Source organism: Flectobacillus sp. BAB-3569 (assembly GCF_002270355.1).
In the GTDB taxonomy this organism is placed as follows: domain Bacteria; phylum Bacteroidota; class Bacteroidia; order Cytophagales; family Spirosomataceae; genus Flectobacillus; species Flectobacillus roseus.
Window position 1 is genome coordinate 91,210 of sequence record NZ_NJFZ01000033.1, and the last position, 21,697, is coordinate 112,906.

Genomic DNA, 21,697 nt, shown 5'->3' on the forward strand with positions numbered 1-21,697 from the left:
TTATTTTTAATTTTTATCCCACCAAATACGAGTTGTCAGCGTATTAGCACCTTGACGAGAGATAGCCTCTTTGAGGTTTGGTCCGTTGAGGTTTTCTTCAACAATTGGATATATCAATCGTCTTGGGATTGTACCATTGGTCAAGTTACCCGTAATGTTCACTGGCGTTAATTTAGGATAACCAGTTCTTCTCCAGTTAGAATATACCTCTACTTCATCTGGGAATAAAGATACCCACATTTGTGAGTGAATTTGTTCCATCTGCGCATCGAAACTTGCAGGGAAAGTATGAGTTGCCAAATAGGCATTGATTTTAGCAGTAGAAATAGCCGCTGCATCACCATAGATAGCCATGTTGCGCATCGAAGCAGATATACCACTTTGGTAGTAACTCGCTGCGTCGCCAGATGCCCAACCTCTAATAATAGCTTCTGCCATCAAGAAATTCATTTCGGCATTACTAATTACCACCATTGGCGCATCCAATTTCAACACGGTGTTGATATTTGGCTCAGAATAAGTGATAAAATCAGCAGGTTTTTGTAACAAGCCATTTGGCATACCTTTTTGCACGGTAGCAGTAGTATCTTGTTTCTTGTCTACCCAAACAACCGAAATTGAACTCAAACGAGGGTCTTTATTAGCTTTCAAGAAAGAAATAAAAGTATTTGAAAACTTACCACCTTCAGTATTATTGTTACCATCTGCCACAGCATAGTTGTTGCCACGCATAGCCAATGAAACAGGGTTTTTGTTGATGTCTTGACCGTTAGCAATGTACTGTACTTTTGCCAAATCTTTATCATCCAATATGATGCCTCCAGCGATGGCTTTTTGTGCCCAAGTCTTAGCTGTTGCAGCGTCCACTTTTGTCATACGCATCGACAAACGAAGCATTAATGAATACGCAAACTTTTTCCATTTCGTCACATCTCCGCCATACACAATGTCAGCACTTGCGTAGGATGATTTAGTGGCGTCCAAACTCGTTGCAGCTTGCTCCAATTCTTTCAACATATCCAAGTAAACACTTTGTTGGGTGTCATATTTGGGTGTGAATTTTGAAGAAGTATAACCTTGTCCAGCATCCGAATATGGAATATCGCCATATAAATCTGTAATGCGGTGGAAAGTATAAGCACGCCAAATACGAGCAATCGCATAAAGGTTTACTTGCGCAGGATCATTTTTAACAGCATTGATAACTGTCTGAACTTCGTTTACGCTTAATGGGTAAGCGTTGTTGAAGAAATCATACGGGTAAGTGCCTTGTGAGAAAAAATATTTATCTCCAATACCTGGCACATCTTTGTATGTCGAAAAATGTTGAATCGAACCTCCCGCTGCAAACTCATACGTACTAGCACAGCTATTGTTGAGCGCATCGTATTGTGCCTTGCTAAACATGTAAGATGGCACAATGATGGGAGAGGTATCTGGGTTGATATTGAGTTCTTCAAAACCGTTGTCGCACGAACTGAAAAGTGCAACACCAGCCATAAAAAGAAGGGTTTTGAATGTATGTCTCTTTTTCATAAGTCTCAGGTAATACGCTATTGAGCGGACTCTTTAGCACAAGTTTTTGAATTTATCCTAGTTGAAAATGCTACAGTTTGGGGTTTACTGAAAAAGGAAAAAGGGATTTGAAAAATGAGTTTTCTTACAGAATAAGATATAATTGATTATTGAAAATTTATATTCACAACTCACAATTCCTCATTCAGCACTCTCTCTGAATTAGTGGGCGAAAAGATTCGCCCCTAAAAACACATCCCGATTTTTCATCAGTTCATCACATCCTAGAATTTCACTGTTAAGTTGATACCATAGCTACGTGCTCTTGGCAAACCAAATGCCTCGAAACCCTGTGCATTACTGTTTGTGTAACTTGATTCTGGGTCAAAGTTTTCAGTCTTTTTGTACAACACAAATAAGTTACGTGCTACAAAAGAGATAGACGCCGACTGAATCTTAGCAAAGCCTAGGTATTTCGCTGGAATTTTATATCCTAAAACGATTTGACGTAACTTGATAAAGCTTCCATCGTACACAAATAGGTCTGAGTAGTTTTTCAAGTTGTCGTAGTAAAGACGTAGCTGAGATACTGGTACTGTACGAGTGTAAGAATCGCCGTTGGCAGTTACACCGTTCAAAACCAAACCATTGTCACGACCAGGTAATGTACTTTTTTGTAATCCAAAACGAACAGCATATACGTTCATTACCGAGAATACATCGTTACCGAATTTACCGTCTAGCAAGATATCCAAGTTCCAGTTTTTGTATGTAAATGAATTGCTAAAACCTGTTGTCAATGGCGCTACACCTTGTCCAATCTCTTTGATTGGTCCTTTTACTGGATAACCTGTAGAAGTATCATAAACGATATTGCCTTTTGAGTCAGTAACCATCGTATAACCTTTGATGATACCATAAGGACGACCAGCATCAGTATTCACAAAAGCCCAAGAACCTACCGAAGTGGCTAATTGGATGGTATTTACACCTTCTGTTAATTGAACTACTCTGTTTTTGTTGTAAGCCAAGTTGAAGCTTGTATTCCAGCTAAAGTTTTTCGTTTTCACCAAAGAACCCGTCAACAATAATTCGATACCTGAGTTGTCTACTTGCCCTACGTTTACATAAGTATTTTGGTAACCACTTGTTCCAGAAATAGCTGTTTTAACAATATCGTTAGTCGTACGACGCAGATAGTAAGTCAAATCTACCCCTAAGCGGTTATTGAATAATTTGGTATCAAGACCTGCTTCCCAAGTAGTAGAAGTAAATGGCTTCAAGCTTGGGTTGTTAAGAAGATACTCGCCATTTGTCATCGTGATTTGTTGCAATGGCTGTCCGCTACTTGTTACCATGCTATAACTCTGGTTCAAAGTATATGGATCTGGCACACCACCACCTACTTGTGCCCAAGATGCTCTCAATTTAGCATAGTTGACAAAAGAAGGCATTTCTGTAGCTTGTGACAATACAAAGCTGGTTCCGACTGCTGGATAAAGAATTGTATTGTTTTTGATACCCAAAGTAGAGAACCAATCCTGACGAGCTGAGGCATTTAAAAATAAGACACCTTTGTAATCAAGGTCTAATGAACCAAATACCGAGTTGGTCGCCAAACGTTGCGTTACTGGACGAGTCGTCGCTGTAGTCAGGTTGGTAAAGCTGTAAAAGTTCGGAATAATGAATTGTGTACCGTTAGTGTAAATTTCTGAACGTTCAAAAGAGCGTTGGTTACCGCCCAACATTGCATTCATATGAACTGGTCCCAAATCTGTATTGTAGTTCACCGTCAACATAGAGTTGTTTTCTGTAACTGTCGATTTGATACCTTGATATTCACCTGCTGCGTTTGTAGTATAAACTGTTCCAGTAGGGATAATACCTGTAAAGTCATAGCTATAGAAGTCGCGGCTGATATTACCTTTTACAAAAAGGTTTTTCAAAATATCGTACTTCAAACCAAACTGCCCAATAAAACGGTTTTTGGTATCATCATTTCTAAATTTATTAACAACAAAGTAAGAATTCGAAGCATAAGGAGTTTCGTTCCATTGAACCTCGCGACCTGTTGCGTCATAGCCTGGGTCCATCCAGCGAATGTCTACTGTATTGGCAATCATGTAGTTTGCCCAGTTAGGGTTACCCGGAGCATCACCAGCACTCGGACGATTGTGCGCTTTTTCTAAGTTGTATTGTGCCAAAGCCTCCATCGAAATACGTTCGCTTAATTTAGCATTGATGCTTAAGTTTGCGACTTTACGATTGAAAGTAGAATTTGGCAATACACTCTTATTATTGATGTCTGCTACCGATGCTCTAAAGTTCAAGGCTTCTGTACCACCACTAAATGAAATGGTATTACTCAAAGTTGAACCAGTGCGATAAAAGTTCTTAATATTGTTTTGTTGTGGAGAATAAGGATGTTCTTTTCCGTCAAAAGCAATATAAGGCTGTCCGTCCATTTTGGCACCCCACGAACGACGTCCCCAGCTTACAGCTTGCGCTTGTGAAGTTGGTTTCACGCCACCGTCTCCTTGACCGTACATATATTGCCAGTCAGTAAAGTCAACAACATCGTCGATGGTAGCAGTAGCGTTGTATTCTACACCAATACCTTTGCGTACGGTACCTTTTTTCGTAGTAATCAAAATAACACCATTGGCAGCACGTGAACCATACAAGGCTGCTGCTGTACCACCTTTCAAGACTGAGATACTTTCAATATCGTCAGGGTTGATACCACCAATACCATCACCACGGTCAACGTTGTGTCCACTACCACCTGTAGTTGGGCTACCCCCAGGCGTACTGTTGTCGATAGGCATACCGTTGATTACATACAAAGGTTGGTTATCGCCTGATAATGAACCATTACCACGAATCACCACTCTACTTGAACCACCTGCACCTGTTGCCAAACTTGTTGCATTTACCCCAGCGATTTTACCAGAAAGAGCATTGGCTAAGTTGGTTTCACGAGCTTGTGTAAACTCACTACCACTTACTTCTGTTACCGAGTAAGCAAGGGCTTTTTTGTCTTTTTTCACACCCAAGGCAGTCACCACCACTTCTTGAATGTTTTGAACACTTTCTTTTAGGGTAACAGACACCGTCGTTTGACTAGCAGAAAGTACCACAGTTTGTGGCTCATAGCCAACCATCGAGACCACCAAAGTGATACTTGTTATGTTATCAGGAACTCCTAATTTGAATTTCCCTGAGGCATCAGTTGAAGTACCAATTTTGGGGTTTCCTTTTACAAAAACAGAAGCTCCAATAATTGGGCTACCATCTTTGGCAGAGGTAATAATACCTGACACAGGAAGTGTGCCAAGCATGTTGAAAGTAATATTGCTCTTATGAGCCAGACGGAGCTCTGCAAGCTCAGTTGCATAACCTTGAAAGGTCATGCTTCCTAGCACAGATAACCACAGCAACCTTTGTGAGCGAGGTAATAGTCGAGTTTTCATCATAGCTTGTTTAGTTGGAGATTTGGGTTTTGCAAAATTTGCAAGCTTTATTTCGCTATTTCTGTACAAACTTAGCATAAATTTTAAATAATGTTGCATTTGTTGCAATTAAATTCTGCAAATTTTTCAAATAATGAGTATTTATTCTCAATTTTTGCAAATTTTAAATACTTTGTGCCTACTGAAAAGGATATATAACCTTAGTCTTTTTGCTATATTTGCAAACGATAACCAACAACCTTCCTTGAATATGTCAGTTAACCTCCTCAAAAAAGAGCGAAAAGATTTGATCCTAAAAGAAATCAATGTGCATACCCGTGTAACCTTTGCGGAGTTAGTAGATGTATTGAATGTTTCGGAGGATACCATTCGAAGAGATTTGAATGAGTTGGCCGAGGAGGGGGAGATTATTAAAATTCGGGGTGGAGCAATGTCAAAAGCCTATCATTATTCTTCTCAAGTAAAGGAAACCTATGCGCACAACTCCAAACAGGAGATTGCTAGAAAAGCGTTGGGATTATTGAAAGAAGGAATGCTGGTGCTAGTAGGAGGGGGAACCACCATCAGAGAGTTGGTCAAACTCATTCCTGATACGCTTCGTATTACTTTTATGACAGTAAATCCCTTGACCGCAGTAGAGCTGCTGGACAAGCCCAACGTTGATATTATTATGGTGGGCGGTCAATTGTCCCGTTATAGTCAGATGGCAGTAGGAGGTGAGGTCCATCAGCGCTTATCCGAAATGCGTGCAGATTTATGTATTATGGGGAGCAATGCCATTGACACACAAGGAGGATTTACTGACTCAGACTGGGAGACTGTGTTGGTAAAAAAGGCTATGATTAAGGCCTCCAAAAAAGTTGCGGTATTATCGATTGCCGAAAAGCTCGATTCTGTTATGAAGATGAAAATTGCAGATTTATCAGAAATCAATTACTTGGTAACCGACCTCGACCCCAACGATGCCAAATTAGGACCCTACCAAAATAAAGGAGCAACGCTTTTGTAAGAAAGCATCAAAAAAAATGGACATTCCAATTTTAGTGATTGAGCGATTATTTTAATTTGAATTTCATTTGAAGAGACACAATGCTGAAATACAACATCAAAAAAGTGGTACGAAAAATTATTTTCGACCACTTTTTTGATGTTACTATGCTAGATATGACTTGGCTTGAGACGCAATCATTGCGTCTCTACTGCGAGAATACAAATGTTAAAATAATCACTCATTCGCACAATCCCTCAATTAGGGATGATTGCATAAAAAACTACACGTTCTCCACCTTAGATTCAATTTTCTCTTTGACCTGTTTCAAATTTTCTAACAAATGTTCACGCATTTGCACAAACTGCATAATTTCGGTGTGATTCTCCGAGTATTTTAAGTTTGGAAAAAACAGTGATGGAAAAAGGATAAACTCATGTACTTGTGATTCGGGCTTCTTTCCTTGTTTTTTTACTGCAAGAGTAATTTTGGGAGCACTAAAATCACGATGTTGACTCGAAGAATCGATATGGATAGATTCGATGTGTTCGAATGGAATTTCTTTGGTAGAGGTTACCGACGTCCCAACGGTATGAATATGATATAACTTTTGGTCTGAAAGCGCTACATAAACGGCTCTTTTCTTCTTGAAAATACCATTGATACTGTCTTGTAAGTTTTGCAAACCACTTAATTGAGGGTATTGAACCGAAACTAACGCATGAATGGGAGCACTAATAGAGTTACTAATGTGTGAAAACGAATCTAATACCTGAAATCTTTTAGCCATGTGAATACGTATGATTTATTAGGGTTGATTGTAAACGAAGTAAGTAATGCCCAAATGTTTGTGAATAGATGATTCCTTTAAGAAGAATGAATACTATGACAACGGACAATGCTATTGATTTATGATAGTCAACTGAAAAATAAGCTTAAAATTACAACTAATGTGCCAAAATTTGTCTATCTGTTTAGAGAAAGAATTGTCTTAATTTTTATTCTAAAAAAATCAATAGAGCTCAACAATAACTATAATAATTTAACAGTTTTTAAGAATATATAATCAAAACAAATCTGTATCTTTACGACCAGCAACTATAAACTTCTTTAAAAAATCAGTAAAGACCAGTCAATTTTGCGTACCATGAAAGCTTTTCGTTTATTCAAATGGATGTTACCACTCATGCTATGGACCATAGCAGCAAGTGGCTATGCCCATGATGGAAAAACTAAAGTTAGCTATACCAAGGTAAGCAAAAGTGTTTCAAAGTTTAGTAAAAAAAGAACTTTTGGTCGTCATTTTGAAGTTGAAAACAATGTCTTACTTGATAATCAAGAAGAAAAAGATGAACGCTCGGAGCGCTCTCACGCATTAACTTCTGCTTCTGATTTATCAAGTATCGAGCGTGCAATTATTCAAACCTTGCAACGTTCGGATGTTCCATTTGTACCTCATTTATCCTTTTCGAAAAAACTATTTATCCTTCATTGTGTCTATTTAATTTGAGAATAGCACAAACTCACTCATTATATTTCCCTAAAAACTTTTTTTTAAATCAACATTAGCCCTTTGAGGTGCCAACAATGCAAGGATAAGTCCGTATAATCATTATACTGACAGATTGATTTTGCATTGGTCTAAAAAGCTTAGATTGCTTAGGTAATTAAGGCTTGATAGAGAAGTGTAACTTTGCTTAAGGTGTTGTAAAACAAGTATGTAATGTGGTATAAAACTGCATTAATTCTATACGTACGTTATTTTGCTGACATTCTACTCAAATTTATTACTTCTGTTCACTTCAATACTCTTTCCAGAAATCGGGCTGATTGTATGACGCTTTCGTTTTAGAGACCAGCGTTGTTTCTGAATCGATAAGCATAATAAGAAATAGTGCTAGTTAGGGTAGGTTTATATAATAATCTACCTTCTTGGTATAAATATCAAGAAAATGCTAACAAGATATAAGTGCTTTGCCAAATAATCGACAGTGTTAGTCCGTCGGATTTTACAAAAAATGCAAATCACTCAATATTCGTTGGTTTTGTACTATTGCTTAATGTGTATGCGGGGGCATGCACAAGGTTTTGTCCGTTTCATTTTAATCACTTGACTCAAAATTATGAAATCCTATTTGGTATGGATTTTCGGCTTGATGTGTAGTGCCAATGTGGCTTTGTCTCAAAGCCGTGATACATTGCGCTTAAACGTAGACGAGGCCGAACAGCAGTTTGTTAAAAACAACCTCACTTTGCTAGCTCAGAAGTACAATATCGAAGCTTCTAAAGCAGCAATCATTCAGGCGAAACTTTTGCCTAACCCTAATATCAACTACGAACAAGGGTTGAACACCATGAAGACTATCGCCAATGACGCGCCAATTGGGGCTTTTGGTGAAAGAACTTTGCAGATTCAACAGTTGATTCTATTGGCGGGAAAGCGCAACAAGCAAGTCAATGTTGCTAAAATCAATGCTGAAATCACAGATTATCAGTTTTTTGAAATCGTAAGAGGTTTGACGTATCAGCTACATGCTAGTTTTTATACAATCCATTATTTGCAAAAAACATTAGCCACATACGAACAAGAAATAGAAACACTTAACAAACTTTTGAGTGCTTATTCGGATCAAGTTGCCAGAGGTAATGTCCCTCAAAAAGAATTGATACGCTTACAGTCTTTCTTAGTGAGTCTCGAAACAGAACGTTCTAATATCATTTTGGAAATTACTGATAATCAAGCCGTACTCAAGGTACTTTTATCAGATACTTCTACCAAAACGGTACATCCAATCGTAGATGATAATGCTTTGGAACAAAAAAGCGCAGCAGGCTTACAGCTCAGTGAGTTGATTAATAGTGCCACTGATAATCGTTATGACCGTAAGATTCAAGAAGCAACAGTACGATTAGCTTCAGCAGACTTGGCTTTGCAAAAAGCAATGGCTACACCCGATTTGACCATTGGTTATAGCTATGACCGTGCAGGTAGTTACCTCAACAATTACCATGGCTTAACGATTGCAATGGATTTGCCAGTGTTTAATAAAAATCAAGGAAATATCAAGATCGCTGAAAATACGATTCAAGCCAACAAACAGAATTTAGCACAAACCGACGTACAAATTAACAATGACGTTTTGCAAGCTTTACTCAAAGCACAAGAAGCCGAACGTTTATATAAGACACTTGATAAAAACTATTTGCCAAGCTTTAATAAGTTGATTGATGGAGTAGTGCAAAACTACCAAAAGCGTAACATCACGTTACTGGAGTTTATGGACTTTTTGGAATCGTATAAAATAACCGTTACGCAAATCAATACGCTTCAAAACACAAGAATGCAGACATTCGAAAATCTCAATTTTGTAGTAGGCAAAAAAGTTCTTTAAGATTTAAACAGACATCACAATGAAAAAGCATATAAAGTATCTTTCAATTCTTGCAATCTCAACTTTGGCTACTGCTTGTAGCTCTTCTCAGGCTGATAACGAATCAAAGGCAGAAGATCAGCCTTTTGAACTATCGCAACGCCTAAAGCAAGAATTGAGCTTGGCACCAGCTACGCTAGAGCCTATTCAAACACAATTGCAGTTGACAGGCAAAGTAATGCCCTATGAAGATAAACAAGTAAAAGTATCTCCTTTAGTAGATGGCGTTATCGAAAAAATCCATGCCAATCTAGGTGATTTTGTTAATAAAGGACAAACACTTGCGGTAGTACACTCATCGGAGGTGGCAGATGTTGAAAACCAAACGGTAGGTGCAACCTCCGATTTGTTATCAGCTCAAAAGAATTTGCAAGTACAAAAGGATATGTACAAGGCGGGTTTGGCATCTGAAAAAGACGTGACTTTTGCTCAAAACGATGTGTTGAAAGCCCAAGGTTCATTGAAACGCGCTAAAGAAGTATCTAGTATTTATAGTGTAAAAAATGCGTTTTACACCCTAAAAGCGCCAATTTCAGGTTATGTAATCGAAAAAAATAATGCTATTTCTGATAAAATGTCCTTCCACGAAGGTGAAACGGGAGCATTTTTCACTATCGCAGACTTATCGCAGATTCAAGTGGTGGCAAATGTGTATGAAGCAGATATTGCCAAAGTACATGTGGGTTCTCAAGTACAAGTAAAATTGATTTCTTATCCAGATAAGGTTATCAAAGGGGTGGTAAACAAAATGAGTAACGCCCTAGATCCTGAAACACGTACCTTACAGGTTCGTATCAATATGCCAAATCCTGGCTTTTTGATGAAACCAGAAATGTTTGCGCAGGTAGACGTAAGTTATAGCTCGTCAGACAGAAGCATTGCGATTCCATCGTCGGCGGTCATTTTTGATCAAAACAAAAACTTTGTGATTGTTTATAAGGATGCTAAGCATTTGGAGGTAAGAGAAATCCAGATTGCAAAACAAAACTCTACGAAGACTTATGTGATTTCAGGGTTGAAAGAGGGTGAAAATGTAATGAACAAAAACCAATTGTTGGTGTACAACGCTTTGGTAAACTAATTCGCGAAGTAAAGAATAGTGTTTTTCGACTGAAAAGTACTACTCAACTTATGCTAAAATTGTTCAAAACAGTATTCTTATAAATCACTCATTCGGATGAAAAAGCTATTAGCGTTATCGCTCAAATATAAATTTGCAGTATTCTTTTTTACTGCTGTCGTAGTGATTGGAGGTATCTCAAGTTTTATCAATACCCCAATCGACGCCTTTCCTGATGTTACCAATACTCAGGTTACTATTATTACTCAATGGTCTGGACGTAGTGCCGAGGAGATTGAAAAGTTTGTAACCGCTCCGCTCGAAATCTCGATGAACGGGGTGCAAAAGAAAACCACTGTTCGTTCTACAACGCTATTTGGCTTGTCGGTTGTAGTGGTGATGTTCGACGATGGTGTAGACAATAACTTCGCTCGTATTCAGGTAAACAATGCCTTGATGGGCGTTGAACTTCCCGATGGCGTTGAGCCTGAAGTACAACCGCCTTATGGCCCAACAGGCGAAATCTTCCGCTATACCCTAGAAGGTAAAGGAATGACCTCTCGCCGTTTTAAAGAAATCCAAGACTGGGTAATTGACCGAAATTTGCGCTCAGTACCGGGTGTGGCAGATATTGTAAGTTTTGGTGGTGAAGTAAAAACGTATGAAATTAGTGTAAATCCAAATTTGCTTCAAGACTATAAAATTACACCCTTAGACGTATTTACGGCTGTTGAGAAAAGTAATATCAATGTTGGAGGTGATGTGATTACCAAAAACAATCAAGCCTACGTAGTTCGTGGTATTGGTTTATTGAAAAATATCCAAGACATTCAAAATATCTTGGTCGATAATATCAATGGTGTACCTGTTTATGTAAAAACTGTGGCAACCGTAACAGAGTCGGCTTTACCTCGTTTGGGACAAGTGGGAAGAGGTAATGATAATGATGCTGTTGAGGGCATCGTTGTAATGCGTAAAGGAGAAAACCCTTCAGAAGTAATTCAAAATCTGAATTTGAAAGTAGAGGAGTTAAACTCAAAAATTCTTCCAAATGGAGTAAAGATTAAAACGTTTTATAATCGCCAAACGCTCCTGAATTTTTGTATCGAAACCGTAACTCACAACCTTATCGAAGGGATTGTTTTGGTAACCCTAATCGTGTTGATTTTCTTGGCTGACTGGCGTGCATCCTTGATTGTATCGATGATTATTCCTTTGGCTTTGCTATTTGCTTTTTGCTGTCTGAAGCTTCTCGGAATGAATGTGAACCTACTTTCGTTAGGTGCCGTAGACTTCGGGATTATTATTGATGGTACTGTAGTGGTAGTCGAAGGTCTGATTGTAGTGTTAGCTCATCAAGCTGAGCATGTGGGTATGGAGCGCTTTAATAAATTGGCTAAAATGTCAATCATCAAGCGTACTGGTACAAGTATGGGTAAGGCGATTTTTACTTCAAAAATCATTATCCTGATTGCATTGTTGCCCATTTTCGCATTCCAAAAAGTAGAAGGTAAAATGTTTACCCCATTGGCATGGACATTAGGTTCGGCCTTGTTGGGTGCATTGATTTTTACTTTGACCTTGGTGCCAGTAATGGTGAGTATCTTGATGAATAAAAACGTAAGAGAGAAAAGTAATTTCTTAGTAGATGCTGTAATGAAGTACTCTATGAAGCTGTTTAGTTACTGTTTTTCTCACAAAAAATTTACTTTCATTACCACTGCTATTATTACTGTTGTTGGTTTTTGGACTTTGACAATTCATGGTACAGAATTCTTGCCACAGCTTAATGAGGGTTCTATCTATGTGCGTGCTACGATGCCACGTAGTATCAGTTTGGACGAATCTGTGCGCTATGCCAACGATATTCGTAAAGTATTTGAAGGCTTCCCCGAAGTTCGTCAGGTATTATCACAAGCTGGTCGCCCGAACGATGGTACTGACCCAACTGGTTTCTATAATGTCGAATTTCACGTAGATATTTACCCGCAAAAAGAATGGGCTAGTAAGCTAACCAAAGCGCAACTGATTGAGAAAATGGAAAACAAATTGAGCATTTTCCAAGGAGTTGTATTTGGTTTCTCACAACCAATTATGGATAACGTAGAAGAAGCGGTATCAGGGGTAAAAGGCTCTATTGCCGTAAAAATCTACGGTAACGATTTTGACTTTTTGGAAGGTGAAGCCGAAAAAGTAGAAAAGGTTTTGCGTCATGTAAAAGGTATCGAAGATTTGGGAATTATTCGTAACCTCGGTCAACCAGAATTGCATATTGAGCTCGACCAACAAAAAATGAACTTCTATGGTGTACAAACGGCCGATGCCGATGCCGTAGTAGCTATGGCGATTGGTGGTCAAACTGCCAGTCAACTGTACGAAGGCGAACGCAAATTTGATATTCGTGTGCGTTTCCAATCGGAGTTCCGTAAGTCAGAACAAGAAATTCGCAACTTGATGGTGCCTTCGATGAGCGGAACCAAAATACCTATTAAGCAAATTGCCGAAGTGAAAACGTTGACAGGCCCAAGCTTGATTTTCCGTGAAGACACCAAGCGTTTTATCGCCGTAAAATTCTCTGTTCGTGGTCGTGACATGGGTAGCACCATTGCCGAAGCACAACAGGAAGTGAAAAAAGTCATTCCTAACCTACCAAAAGGATATGACATGAAATGGAAAGGTGATTTCGAAAACCAGCAACGCGCTTCTAAACGTTTGGCACAAGTAGTTCCTATTTCGATGATTGCGATTTTCTTTATCCTATATGTAATGTTCGGAAGCTTGAGAGATGCAGGCTTGGTATTCTCCAACGTGCCATTTGCGATTATTGGTGGTTCGGTAGCCTTGCTAGTGACGCATACCAATTTCAGTATTTCGGCGGGTATTGGTTTTATCGCTCTATTCGGTATTTGTATCCAAAATGGGGTAATTATGATAGAAGTATTCAAGGAAAATCTCCATAAGAAAATGTCACTGCTCGACTCGATTACCGAAGGTGTAAAATCGAGGGTTCGTCCGGTAATGATGACCGCTATGATGGGTATTTTTGGGATGTTGCCTGCAGCCACTTCCTCAGGTATCGGTTCGGAATCTCAAAAACCATTAGCTATTGTAGTAATTGGTGGGATGATTGGCGCAACAATTTTGACGCTCTTTATTTTCCCATTATTCTACGAAAGAGTGTATAGAAATAAATAGAAGTGAGGAAAGGATACATTTTCCTAATTCTCCTAAAAATATAACAAGCAATTTAGCTTAAAGAGTAAATAATCTATTTGTCTGTTTAGAATCGCTGCCGGCAATGCTGGCAGTGATTTTTCTTTTTTACAAAACAATATTCCTTTAAAAACTCTAATTTTGTAAGCTTGAATAGGAAATGGCTGTATACCTCAGACTGTATTAGGACAATAAATCAGATAAAACATAGTGCAGTGCGTGCGTATCTACTTACAAGCTATTCTTGATTAGTAAATTATGAAACTTTGGGTATCCTAATACTCAATAGCATTCCCAAAATCTAGCAATTACATCAATACCATAATGGCAAGACCTTCTAAAAATACAGATACAGACCATAAACCCGCTAAAAAAGCAACCGAAACACCTCTTTCGAAACAATACAATCAAATTAAAGCCAAATATCCGGGAGCCTTATTGCTGTTTAGGGTAGGGGATTTTTATGAAACTTTTGGAGAGGATGCTGTAACAGCTTCCAAAATTTTAGGTATTGTTTTGACTCGTCGCAACAACGGGACTGCCGATGACCAATTGGCAGGATTTCCACACCACTCATTAGATACTTACTTGCCAAAGTTGGTGCGTGCGGGGCAACGTGTGGCTATTTGTGACCAATTAGAAGATCCTGCTTCTGCCAAAGGAATTGTAAAACGTGGTGTTACTGAACTAGTTACCCCAGGGGTGTCCTTCAACGACAATGTACTTGATGTAAAGCAAAATAACTATTTAGCTTCTATTTCTTTTGCAGGGTTTTCGAAAGATGTTATTGGTATTTCTTTCTTGGATGTATCAACAGGTGAGTTTTTGTGTTCACAAGGCAATTCGGCATATATCGAAAAACTTTTACAAAGTTTTATGCCTTCGGAGGTACTATATTGTAAAAAATACCGTCAGGAGTTTACACAACTCTTTGGTGATAAGTTCAACACTTTTGCTTTGGAAGAATGGGTGTTTACCTATGATTTCGCTTATCCTTTGTTGATTAATCATTTCAAAACCAATTCATTAAAAGGCTTTGGTGTTGAAACACTCAATGAAGGTATTATTGCCGCAGGTGTTATCCTCCATTATTTGGCCGAAACCGAGCACCGCGAAGTTGGACATATTGTACGTATCAACCGTTTGGAGGAAGACAAGTATGTGTGGCTCGATAAATTTACGATTCGTAACCTTGAGCTCGTTCATCCGCAGCAAGAAGGTGGTGTCCCTTTGATTAATATCATCGATCAAACCCATACACCAATGGGTGCACGCTTGTTGCGCAAGTGGTTGGTATTGCCTCTCAAAGAAAAATCCTTGATTCAGGAAAGATTAAATACCGTCGCATTTTTCAAAAAACACCTTGAGCTTAGAGAAACCTTACAACAGCATTTGAAGCAAATTGGCGATTTGGAACGTTTGATTTCGAAAGTGGCGGTGCGTCGTATCAATCCTCGCGAGATGTTGCAATTGAAAAAAGCCTTAGCGCATATCGACCCTATTAAAGGACATATCCAAGAAGCGCTTTTGGATTTTGGTAACGACTTAGGCGCTGACGTTCTCAGACGCTATTCTGACCAACTGAATCCTTGCCATTTTTTACTAGAAAAAATCCAGAAGGAGCTCCGTGACGAAGTACCTATTGTGACCAATCAGGGAAATATGATCCGTGAGGGCGTCGATTCGGATTTAGATGCCTTGCTAAAGGTGGCTTATTCAGGAAAAGATTTCTTGATTCAGTTACAAAATCGTGAAATAGAACGCACTGGTATTACTTCACTTAAGATTTCTTTTAATAAGGTATTTGGGTATTATTTGGAAGTAACCAATTCGCATAAAGATAAAGTACCTATCGACTGGATTCGTAAGCAAACCTTGGTAAATGCTGAGCGCTATATTACGCCAGAATTAAAGGAGTATGAGGAAACAATCTTAGGAGCAGAGGATAAAATTTTTGTTATCGAACAACGTATTTTCAATGATTTGGTAAACGTAGCCAATGAATATGTCTTGCAAATTCAACAAAATGCAAGAATGATTGCAGTGTTGGACGTATTAACCAATTTTGCGAAAGTTGCGGAAAAAAATAACTACGCTCAACCTATCGTTACCGACGCAAAAGTATTGGAAATCAAGGAAGGTCGCCACCCTGTTATTGAACAGCAATTACCATTGGGTGAAACTTATGTACCAAATGATTTGCATTTGGACGATGCCGAGCAACAAATTATTATCATCACGGGTCCAAACATGGCGGGTAAGTCTGCCTTGTTGCGCCAAACAGCCTTGATTGTGTTGATGGCACAAATTGGTTGTTTCGTTCCAGCCCAAGCCGCCGAAATCGGGATTGTCGATAAGGTATTTACCCGTGTAGGAGCAAGTGATAACTTGAGCAAAGGGGAATCTACATTTATGGTCGAAATGACTGAAACGGCTAGTATTTTGAATAACCTATCGGATAGAAGCTTAGTTTTGATGGACGAAATTGGACGTGGAACAAGTACATACGATGGAGTTTCGATCGCTTGGGCGATTGCCGAATATTTGCATAATCACTCGCATTTCAGACCAAAAACGCTATTTGCTACACACTATCATGAACTCAATGAGTTGACCACAGATTTTAAACGTATCAAAAACTTTAATGTTTCGGTAAAAGAGGTGGGAAACAAAATCATCTTCATGCGTAAGTTGATGGAAGGTGGTTCAGAGCACAGTTTTGGTATTCACGTGGCGCAATTGGCAGGTATGCCTGTAAGTGTGGTGCATCGTGCCAACGAAATTTTGGCAGAATTGGAGCGTAACCGTTCGAAAGAACAACATCGCACGACCATCAAGGAGATGCCAAAACAGAATTATCAAATGAATATTTTTGAGGCCAGTAATCCAAAACTTGAGAAGATTCAAGAGGCACTGAAGAAATTGGATGTCAATACACTTTCACCAATCGAAGCCTTGTTGAAATTAAATGAGTTCAAAAAGATGCTTGAATAAATTGTGCGTTAGGAAACAGTCGTTCCTGATTGAGTGGGTGAGCGATTTAGTGATTATTTTGATTAACGGTCAAGATACTTCATCATTACCTAGTTCGAGACTTAGTCTCGGACTAACTTTTGCTTCAGTTTATAAACTGTATAAAAATAAGTTCAAGACTAAATCATGAACTAGTAACATCTTAGCAGTTAATCAAAAAGGCATTCGAAAAACTAATTTCGAATGCCTTTTTGATACTATATTTCAGCATAAAACCTCTTTAGACGCAATCATTGCGTCTCTACAAATGTATTTCATATTTAGACTAATCACTCATTCACACAATCGCTAAATCATTCAATATGGTACATTAATAGACAATTTCAAAACAAACCACATCGTTAGTTTTAAAAACAACCCCACAAAACTATGCTTAAATACACATTAATTTTGCTTTTCTCTATCTTTCAAATCACACAATCCAATGCTCAAAGTATTATCGTTTGGAGCGGAGAAAGTCCATTGAAAATCAGTGATTTTATGGCAAAATCTCCTTCTAATAGTGGTAATTTGTATGGTTGCCAAGCTAGTTGCAGTATCGATTTTGGATTTCGTATGAGCGCAGCTTCGTTTATGTTGACCAAAAATTTTAATAATAAAGTCAAAGCCGTTTTTACGAGAAATACCTCTTACTTGGTTGCCAATACGGAGGAGCAAAAACAGCAGTTAGTTGCTTATTCGCAATGTATTTTTGATGTGACTGAATTGTATGCTCGCAAATTTAGAAAGCGCCTTTTTGAAGAAAAGAAAGCATTTTCCAATAGCGAGTTTCATGCCAATGCACAAGAAGAACTCCAGAAAGAGCTTCAAGCACGCGAAAACTATATTCAAACCACAACCAAGCTAGGACAAAACACCGAAGAGTTGAGCAAAATCAGAACCCAAGTACTAGCCGAAATCGCTGAACTATCGGATTATTGTTACGATTGCAAGCCCAAGAAATAGTTGAAACGCCATATAGTAGGAGGCGCAATGCCTTGCGTCTCCCGAGAAACACACCTTCATAAATTTTTCATATAGATTTAAACCGAGGTAAAGCTCGAAAAACGTAAATTTGGGCTAGGCGAATACGTAAAGCCTCAAATTTTACTCGTATGAAAATCGATGCATACCAAATATCCGAAGTCTTTAACCTCAAGAAGTTTAAACAAGACTATACCAGTGAACCCTCTCTTTTCAACAATTCCGAACTATTCTATAAGCGCGAAGACGATACCTATATCTATTTATTGAGTTATGGGGTGGTAGTTTTTGCGGGTGTGGGTGATTTGGAAAAAAGTGAATTTTTGAAATTTATCAAAAACTACGCTGAAGGATTGATTGAAGAAAAGTTTGAAGACGATTTTATTGTCCAAACAGACCCCTCTATTTCGGTAGTGCTCAAGCATAATTCTATTACTGTTTCAGAACTAACCGATGACTCTATCCGCATCATCATGCTCAATATTGGTCAGTCTGTGGCATTGGATTATTATGAGGCGTTGACGTATAAAATTGCTACGAGCACCAAGCAAATGACCGACGAATTAGAGCATCACGGGCGTCTCAAAAGCTCGCAAAGTGAACTCCTGAAATTTATTGGCAAAACTATCAATATCAAAAACAGTATTATCGATAACCTTTATATCTTCGACTCACCAGAAGAGGCTTGGGAAAACGAGCATTTAGAGCGCATAGACAAAGGCTTGAAAAAGACCTTCGACCTCAAAATGCGTTACCAAGATATAGAATATAAACTCAAAATCGTTCAGGAAAACCTTACCCTTTTCATGGAGCTTGTCCAAAACCGAGAAAGCACCCGCCTCGAATGGGTTATCATTATCTTGATTTTGATAGAAGTGTTTGATTTGATATTTACGAAGATATTTTGACGATATAAAAAGCAAAGGAAAAAAGGGACAAAGTGTTTAAGTGCTTTGTCCCTTTTTGATTTTTATAATGATTCCCAAAACCCATAAAAAAGGAGACCACCACACACACCAACTCACAACCCCGTAGTCTCCTTTTTTCTCCTCAACCAACTATTTGACTTAAACCTCGACTGGTACGTTCGAGAATTTTAATGATTTATCTTCGCCTAATTCCATCATTACAATAGAATCTTTGCTTACGTAATGTCCAAGAATTTGTTTTGATAGTTCGTTCAAAATTCTTCTTTGCAATACACGCTTGAGTGGACGAGCGCCCATGGTTGGGTCATAGCCCTCTTCTGCTAAGAATGTCAAGGCTTCGTCGGTAGCTTCGAGTGTGATGCCTTGTTCTTTCAAACGGTCTTGGATTTGTTTGAACTGGATTTCGACAATCTTGTGAAGGTTGTTTTTAGAAAGTGGTTCAAACATCACAATTTCATCTACACGGTTCAAAAACTCTGGACGAACCACTTGCTTCAATAAGCCCATTACCTCTTCTTTGGCTTTTTCAAGGACAATATGGTTGTTCCAACCTTCCATTTCTGCCATTTTTTCTTGAATAATATGACTACCAATGTTTGATGTCATAATAATGATGGTATTCTTGAAATTGGCAATACGACCTTTGTTGTCAGTCAAACGACCGTCATCGAGTACTTGCAAAAGGATGTTCCAAACGTCTGGGTGTGCTTTTTCGATTTCATCGAGCAAAATAACACTGTAAGGTTTGCGACGTACCGCTTCGGTCAACTGACCACCTTCATCATAACCTACGTATCCTGGAGGTGCTCCAATCAAACGGCTTACCGCATGGCGCTCTTGGTACTCCGACATATCGATTCTGACCATCGCATTTTCATCGTTGAAGAGATAATCTGCTAGCGATTTGGCTAATTCGGTCTTACCAACCCCTGTTGTACCCAAGAATATAAATGAACCAATCGGACGGCGAGGGTCTTGCATACCAGCGCGCGAACGACGAACTGCATCTGAAATAGCCTCAATCGCTTCTTCTTGCCCTGCTACACGTTTGCCTAATTCTTCTTCCATATGCAAGAGCTTTTCTTGCTCGGCACGCATCATTTTTGAAACTGGAATACCTGTCCATTTTGCTACCACCTCAGCGATATTCTCTGCTGTTACCTCTTCCTGAAGCATCGTGTTTTCTTCTACCTTCGGCGTTTGTAGCTCTTTGAGTTTGTTTTCCGCCTCTAGTAATTTGCCATAGCGGATTTCTGCTACTTTGCCATAATCACCAGAACGTTCGGCTTGTTCTGCCTCTAATTTCAAACGGTCAATATCTTCTTTGATTTTGCGAACATTATCAAGCACCGATTTTTCAGATTGCCATTTGGCCATTAAGCCCGATTTTTTTTCGGTCAATTCTGCCAATTCACGACTGATAATGGTTTCACGCTCCTTATTATTTTCACGACGAATCGCTTCTCTCTCAATTTCGAGTTGCATAATACGGCGTTGTAAGTCATCAATCTCTTCAGGAACAGAGTCAATCTCCATACGCATTTTTGCGGCAGCTTCGTCCATCAAGTCGATGGCTTTGTCAGGCAAAAAACGATCTGAAATATAGCGGTTTGACAATTCTACGGCTGCAATTACCGCATCGTCCTGAATACGCACCCCGTGGTGAAGTTCATATTTTTCTTTGATACCTCTCAAGATAGAAATGGCATCAGTTACATCTGGTTCGTCTACCGTAACAGCTTGGAAACGACGTTCGAGGGCTTTATCTTTCTCAATATATTTTTGGTATTCCTTAAGCGTAGTCGCCCCAATAGCATGCAATTCGCCACGTGCCAAAGCTGGTTTTAGCAAATTGGCCGCATCCATAGCACTATCACCACCACCTCCTGCGCCAATCAAGGTATGGATTTCATCAATAAACATGATGATTTCGCCTTCTGCGTCGGTTACTTCTTTGATAACAGCCTTCAATCGCTCTTCAAACTCACCCTTGTATTTGGCGCCCGCAATCAACAAGCCCATATCGAGAGTATAAATCGTTTTGCTACGAAGGTTTTCGGGTACATCGCCCAATACAATTCTTTGAGCCAAACCTTCCACGATGGCGGTTTTACCAACGCCAGGTTCACCAATCAACATCGGGTTGTTTTTGGTACGGCGAGAAAGAATTTGTAAAACACGACGAATTTCTTCATCACGACCAATCACAGGGTCGATTTTTCCTGACTTGGCTAATTCATTTAGGTTACGAGCATATCGTTCCAACGAACGATAGGTTGCTTCTGCATTTTGGTCTTTCACGTTGGTGTTACCTCTAAGTTCTTTAATCGCTGATTTGAGTGTATTTTCTTTGAAGCCACTATCTTTTAATAGAGTAGCTACGGAGTCTTTTCCTAAAAATAGGCCCATCAAAAGTAATTCTACGCTGACAAACTCATCGCCAAAATCTTTCAATAGATTTTCGGCCTTGGTGAGAGCAGCGGCGGCATCATTGGCCAAATAAGGCTGTCCGCCCGATACTTTTGGATAGGAGTTAACAATGCTTTCAAGTTTGGTTAAAAGGATATTTTCATTCACACCCATTTTTTTCAACAAGAAGCCCGAAGTATTGCCGTCTTCCTCAAGAATAGCTTTCAGCAAGTGCCCCGCTTCGATGGCCTGCTGACCATTACCCGAGGCAATCGTAGCTGCCTGCTGGATAATCTCCTGGGTTTTGGTGGTGTATTTATTAAAGTTCATATCAGTAGTTTTGTTTTGTCCTGATTTGTTTTATTTGTTAATTATTTATCAAATATGAATCCAATCGGCACAATCGGAAAAAATGTCTTGTTTTAAGCGATTTAGGGAATTTTTATCCGCCAAAATTTCAGTAGAATCCCTCCAAATCAGCATTTATAATGTCATATTGTCTTTAGATTTGTAGAGGAATAAATTTTAGAATTAAAGCTGAATTGCGATTGTATTTTGTAATATCTGTATTTTACAATAAAAAATTACTAGCTGTTATTTGGCAAGATTACTCATGATTATAAGCACTGGTAATTAACTGAAAATTTACATTCACAATTCACCATTCGCTCATTCACAATTAA

The 21,697-nt window shown here is 38.9% G+C and carries 12 protein-coding genes; 8 read left to right on the forward strand and 4 right to left on the reverse strand.

The genetic code is table 11. From position 1 onward, the window contains the following. Window positions 1-6 precede the first annotated feature (6 nt). On the reverse strand, window positions 7-1,536 hold the full coding sequence (locus BWI92_RS23560) for a SusD/RagB family nutrient-binding outer membrane lipoprotein (protein WP_095167463.1): 1,530 nt from the start codon (window positions 1,534-1,536) through the stop codon (window positions 7-9). 263 nt (window positions 1,537-1,799) lie between these two features. Then, window positions 1,800-4,991 (reverse strand): SusC/RagA family TonB-linked outer membrane protein, encoded by a 3,192-nt coding sequence (locus BWI92_RS23565; RefSeq protein WP_217903466.1) that lies wholly within the window; start codon window positions 4,989-4,991, stop codon window positions 1,800-1,802. A gap of 247 nt (window positions 4,992-5,238) precedes the next feature. On the opposite strand from BWI92_RS23565, the gene BWI92_RS23570 reads away from it, so the two are divergent. Then, the gene (locus BWI92_RS23570; protein ID WP_095167504.1) at window positions 5,239-5,997 is read left to right on the forward strand and encodes a DeoR/GlpR family DNA-binding transcription regulator; all 759 of its coding nucleotides are present in this window, start codon (window positions 5,239-5,241) and stop codon (window positions 5,995-5,997) included. A 262-nt stretch (window positions 5,998-6,259) separates the two neighbouring features. On the opposite strand, the gene BWI92_RS23575 is transcribed toward BWI92_RS23570, so the two are convergent. Beyond that, window positions 6,260-6,766, reverse strand: coding sequence for a hypothetical protein (locus tag BWI92_RS23575; protein WP_095167467.1), 507 nt, complete (start codon window positions 6,764-6,766; stop codon window positions 6,260-6,262). A gap of 357 nt (window positions 6,767-7,123) precedes the next feature. Here BWI92_RS23575 and BWI92_RS23580 point away from each other — a divergent pair, with 357 nt between their 5' ends. The 7 genes from BWI92_RS23580 to BWI92_RS23610 all read left to right on the forward strand — a co-directional run bounded on the left by BWI92_RS23580 (window position 7,124) and on the right by BWI92_RS23610 (window position 18,584). Beyond that, on the forward strand, window positions 7,124-7,486 hold the full coding sequence (locus BWI92_RS23580) for a hypothetical protein (protein WP_095167469.1): 363 nt from the start codon (window positions 7,124-7,126) through the stop codon (window positions 7,484-7,486). 613 nt (window positions 7,487-8,099) lie between these two features. Then, on the forward strand, window positions 8,100-9,368 hold the full coding sequence (locus tag BWI92_RS23585) for a TolC family protein (protein ID WP_095167471.1): 1,269 nt from the start codon (window positions 8,100-8,102) through the stop codon (window positions 9,366-9,368). 19 nt (window positions 9,369-9,387) lie between these two features. Then, window positions 9,388-10,488: an efflux RND transporter periplasmic adaptor subunit gene (locus BWI92_RS23590; protein ID WP_095167473.1), complete on the forward strand. Its 1,101-nt coding sequence runs from the start codon at window positions 9,388-9,390 to the stop codon at window positions 10,486-10,488. Between the two features lie 96 nt (window positions 10,489-10,584). Further along, window positions 10,585-13,662 carry an efflux RND transporter permease subunit gene (locus tag BWI92_RS23595; protein WP_095167475.1) on the forward strand — a complete coding sequence of 1,026 codons (3,078 nt, stop codon included), beginning with the start codon at window positions 10,585-10,587 and terminating at the stop codon, window positions 13,660-13,662. A gap of 342 nt (window positions 13,663-14,004) precedes the next feature. Continuing rightward, complete coding sequence (gene mutS / locus BWI92_RS23600) at window positions 14,005-16,674, forward strand: DNA mismatch repair protein MutS (RefSeq protein ID WP_095167477.1); 2,670 nt, start codon at window positions 14,005-14,007, stop codon at window positions 16,672-16,674. Window positions 16,675-17,082: 408 nt separating this feature from the next. Then, complete coding sequence (locus tag BWI92_RS23605; protein WP_095167479.1) at window positions 17,083-17,658, forward strand: hypothetical protein; 576 nt, start codon at window positions 17,083-17,085, stop codon at window positions 17,656-17,658. Window positions 17,659-17,807: 149 nt separating this feature from the next. After that, window positions 17,808-18,584 (forward strand): RMD1 family protein, encoded by a 777-nt coding sequence (locus BWI92_RS23610; protein WP_095167481.1) that lies wholly within the window; start codon window positions 17,808-17,810, stop codon window positions 18,582-18,584. Window positions 18,585-18,743: 159 nt separating this feature from the next. Here the strand turns inward: BWI92_RS23610 and clpB are convergent, their stop codons facing one another. Further along, on the reverse strand, window positions 18,744-21,344 hold the full coding sequence (clpB, locus tag BWI92_RS23615) for an ATP-dependent chaperone ClpB (RefSeq protein WP_095167483.1): 2,601 nt from the start codon (window positions 21,342-21,344) through the stop codon (window positions 18,744-18,746). Window positions 21,345-21,697: the final 353 nt, after the last annotated feature.